4 protein-coding genes are annotated in these 2,691 nt (G+C 66.4%); all 4 read left to right on the top strand.

The features are described from left to right. Positions 1–77 precede the first annotated feature (77 nt). The 4 genes from LRG07_RS13520 to LRG07_RS13505 are packed head-to-tail and all read left to right on the top strand — an operon-like array spanning position 78 to position 2,673. Positions 78–446, top strand: coding sequence for an IS66 family insertion sequence element accessory protein TnpB (locus tag LRG07_RS13520; protein WP_238642708.1), 369 nt, complete (start codon positions 78–80; stop codon positions 444–446). After that, positions 440–817 carry an IS66 family insertion sequence element accessory protein TnpB gene (gene tnpB, locus LRG07_RS13515; protein WP_238642707.1) on the top strand — a complete coding sequence of 126 codons (378 nt, stop codon included), beginning with the start codon at positions 440–442 and terminating at the stop codon, positions 815–817. The genes LRG07_RS13520 and tnpB overlap by 7 nt, the downstream gene beginning before the upstream one ends. A 21-nt stretch (positions 818–838) precedes the next feature. After that, positions 839–2,359: an IS66 family transposase gene (locus LRG07_RS13510; RefSeq protein ID WP_238642705.1), complete on the top strand. Its 1,521-nt coding sequence runs from the start codon at positions 839–841 to the stop codon at positions 2,357–2,359. 47 nt (positions 2,360–2,406) lie between these two features. Further along, a complete protein-coding gene (locus tag LRG07_RS13505) occupies positions 2,407–2,673 on the top strand; it encodes a hypothetical protein (protein ID WP_201169107.1) in 267 nt (88 codons plus the stop codon). Positions 2,674–2,691: the final 18 nt, after the last annotated feature.

Below are 2,691 nucleotides of genomic sequence, written 5' to 3'. Positions count from 1 at the left end.
TCATTCCAAGGCGTTGTTCCGGGCCTGTGGTGAGCTGGGTAATCTGCGTTCATCCGATCGCAGACAGGAGCACCGAGATGCCCCACGCCCGCAGAAGCCACTCCCGCCGGACAGCCGCCGAATGGCAGGCTTTGATCCAGCGTTACGCCCAAGGGGACCTGACGTTGCGCGCCTTCTGCGCGCAAGAGGGTGTGGCCGAAAGCACGTTCACCGCCTGGCGTCGACGCCTTCAGGCCGCTGCGGTGGCACCGAAACCGGCCGAGGTGGCGGAGCCGGCGCCCTCGGCGCTGGAGCCCGCAGGCGGTCTGTTCGCCGAGCTATCGTTACCGGGTAGCCCGTCAACGGACGCCCCCGGCCAGGGTGATCAGGACACCCCGCCCTGGGAGGTGGAGCTGGACCTCGGCGCCGGCGTCTGTCTGCGGATTCGGCGAGCTCCGGGGTGCTGACGCCGCCGCGGCGCCTGTGGCTGTGCACTCGGGCGACGGACATGCGCTGCTCGTTCGATGGTCTTGCCGCACTGGTGCGTCGCCACCTCGGCCGGGATCCGCTCAGTGGCCAGGGGTTCATCTTCATCAATCGCCGGCGCACCCTGATGAAGCTGCTCTACTTCGACGGCGACGGCTACTGCGTGTGGAGCAAACGCCTGGAGCAGGGTCAGTTCGGCGTGGGGGGTGCTCAGGCACAGGCCCTGGAGTCGCTGAGCTGGACGCAGTTCGCCGCATTGCTCGAGGGACTGGATCTGACCATCCGTAGCCGACGAAAAAGGTGGCATAAAGACCCCCGCTTGGGGGTGGAAGCCGGTATAATGGATCGGTGATTTGCGAAGGGAATCAGCCCCTTGTCGAATGCCATCTGTGCCACTGAGCACGCCCGGATTGTTGCCGAGAACCAGGCCCTGCACGGCGAACTCAAAGAGCTGCGCCGCCAGCTCGCCTGGTTCAAACGCCAGCTCTTCGGCGAGAAGTCCGAACGCCACCAGATCCTCGATCCGGCCGTGCAAGCGAACCTGTTCGACCCGGCGGCCACGCCGGTGCCCGAGCAGCAAGAGCGTGAGAAGATCACCTACACCCGCAGGAAGGGCAAGAACCGCGACAACGCCGCCAACGACACGGGGCTGCGCTTTGACGACAGCGTCCCGAGGCGGGTCATTGAGGTGCCCCCGCCCGCAGGCCGGGAGAGCGATGAGGTCGTGGCCACGCGCACGACGTTCCGCCTCGCGCAGCGCCGGACAGGCTACGAGATCCTCGAGTACCGCCACCCGGTTCTCAAGGAGCGCAGCAGCGGCGCGCTCACGAGTGTCCCGGCGCCGCGCAACGTCTTCGAGGGCAGTGTCTTTGATGTCAGCTTCGCCGCCGGGGTGCTGGTCGACAAGTTTTGCTACCACCTGCCGCTGTACCGACAGGCTCAGCGCCTGAGTCAGGCCGGCATCCAGGTGGCGCGCAGCTCGCTGACCGCCGTCGTAGCGCGCGCCAGTCCACTGCTCGCCCCGATCGCACAGGCACAGCTGGCGCACGTGCTCAGCGGCGGGGTGCTGGCCATGGACGAGACGCCGATCAAGGCCGGGCGCAAGGGCCCGGGCAAGATGCACCAGGGCTACTTCTGGCCGCTGTACGGTGAGAGCGACGAGATCTGCTTCACCTTCAGCCCAAGCCGTGGCGGCGCGCACATCGAACGCACCCTGGCCGGTCGCTTCCACGGGGTGCTACTCACCGACGGCTACGCGGCCTACGAGCGATACGCCGCCGGGCAGCCTCAGATCATCCACGCCCAGTGCTGGTCACACATGCGCCGCCAGTTCGAGCGGGCCCTGGACAGCGACCCGGCAGCGCGCGAAGCTCTGGAGCAGATCGCAGCGCTCTACGACCGGGAGCAATCGATCCGTGCGCGTGGGCTCCACGGCGAAGACAAACGCCAGGCGCGGCAGGAGCAGTGCGCTGCGCTGGTGCGCGACTTCTGGCAATGGTGTGATGCGCAGCTCCAGCGCATGGATCTTGAACCGCGCCACCCGCTGCTCAAGGCGCTGGGGTATGTGCGCGAGCGCCAGTCGGCCCTGGCCGTCTTCCTGGAACATCCGGATGTCCCCATCGACACGAACCACCTGGAGCGAGGGCTGCGCCCCATCCCCATGGGTCGGCGCAACTGGTTATTCTGCTGGAGTGAGGTCGGTGCCGAGCACGTGGCCACCATCCAGACGCTGCTGGTGACCTGCCGGCTGCAGGGCGTGGATCCGACCACGTACCTGATCGATGTGCTCCAGCGCGTCGGTATGCACCCGGCGGCCCGAGTCGAGGAGCTCACGCCACGGTGCTGGAAGACCCGGTTCGCTGATGCGCCGCTGCGCTCGGATGTAGAGCCTTAGACACCACTGCCTCCCCAGTCCATACATAGCCAGCGAGAGGCGGTTGAATGCGCATTGACGATCTCAGCCTCGACGAACTCCTGGAGCTCAACGAGATCATCTGCCGCCGCATCGACGAACTGCGGGCGCGTCAGGATCTCGATGTCCTCAAGCACCTGCGCCTGGGACAGGAGGTGTCGTTCGAAAGCCGCGAGGGCGAGGTGTTCGGCCGGGTGGTTAAGATCAACCGCAAGACGGTGGTGGTCCACACTGAGGATCACCGTCAGTGGAAAGTCCCCCCTGGGATCATCAAGATGCTCCGGGATGTCCAGTGATCCCCGTCAACGACGTCA

The organism is Halorhodospira sp. 9622 (genome assembly GCF_022228025.1).
Taxonomy (GTDB): Bacteria; Pseudomonadota; Gammaproteobacteria; order Nitrococcales; family Halorhodospiraceae; genus Halorhodospira; species Halorhodospira halophila_A.
Note: the sequence above shows the minus strand (reverse complement) of the source record. Positions and strands in the feature narration are given on the sequence as shown.

Excerpts from the sequence above, each read along its gene's own strand:
- LRG07_RS13520 (WP_238642708.1), top strand. The coding sequence starts at position 78 with ATGCCCCACGCCCGCAGAAGCCACTCCCGCCGGACAGCCGCCGAATGG.
- LRG07_RS13505 (WP_201169107.1), top strand. The coding sequence starts at position 2,407 with ATGCGCATTGACGATCTCAGCCTCGACGAACTCCTGGAGCTCAACGAG.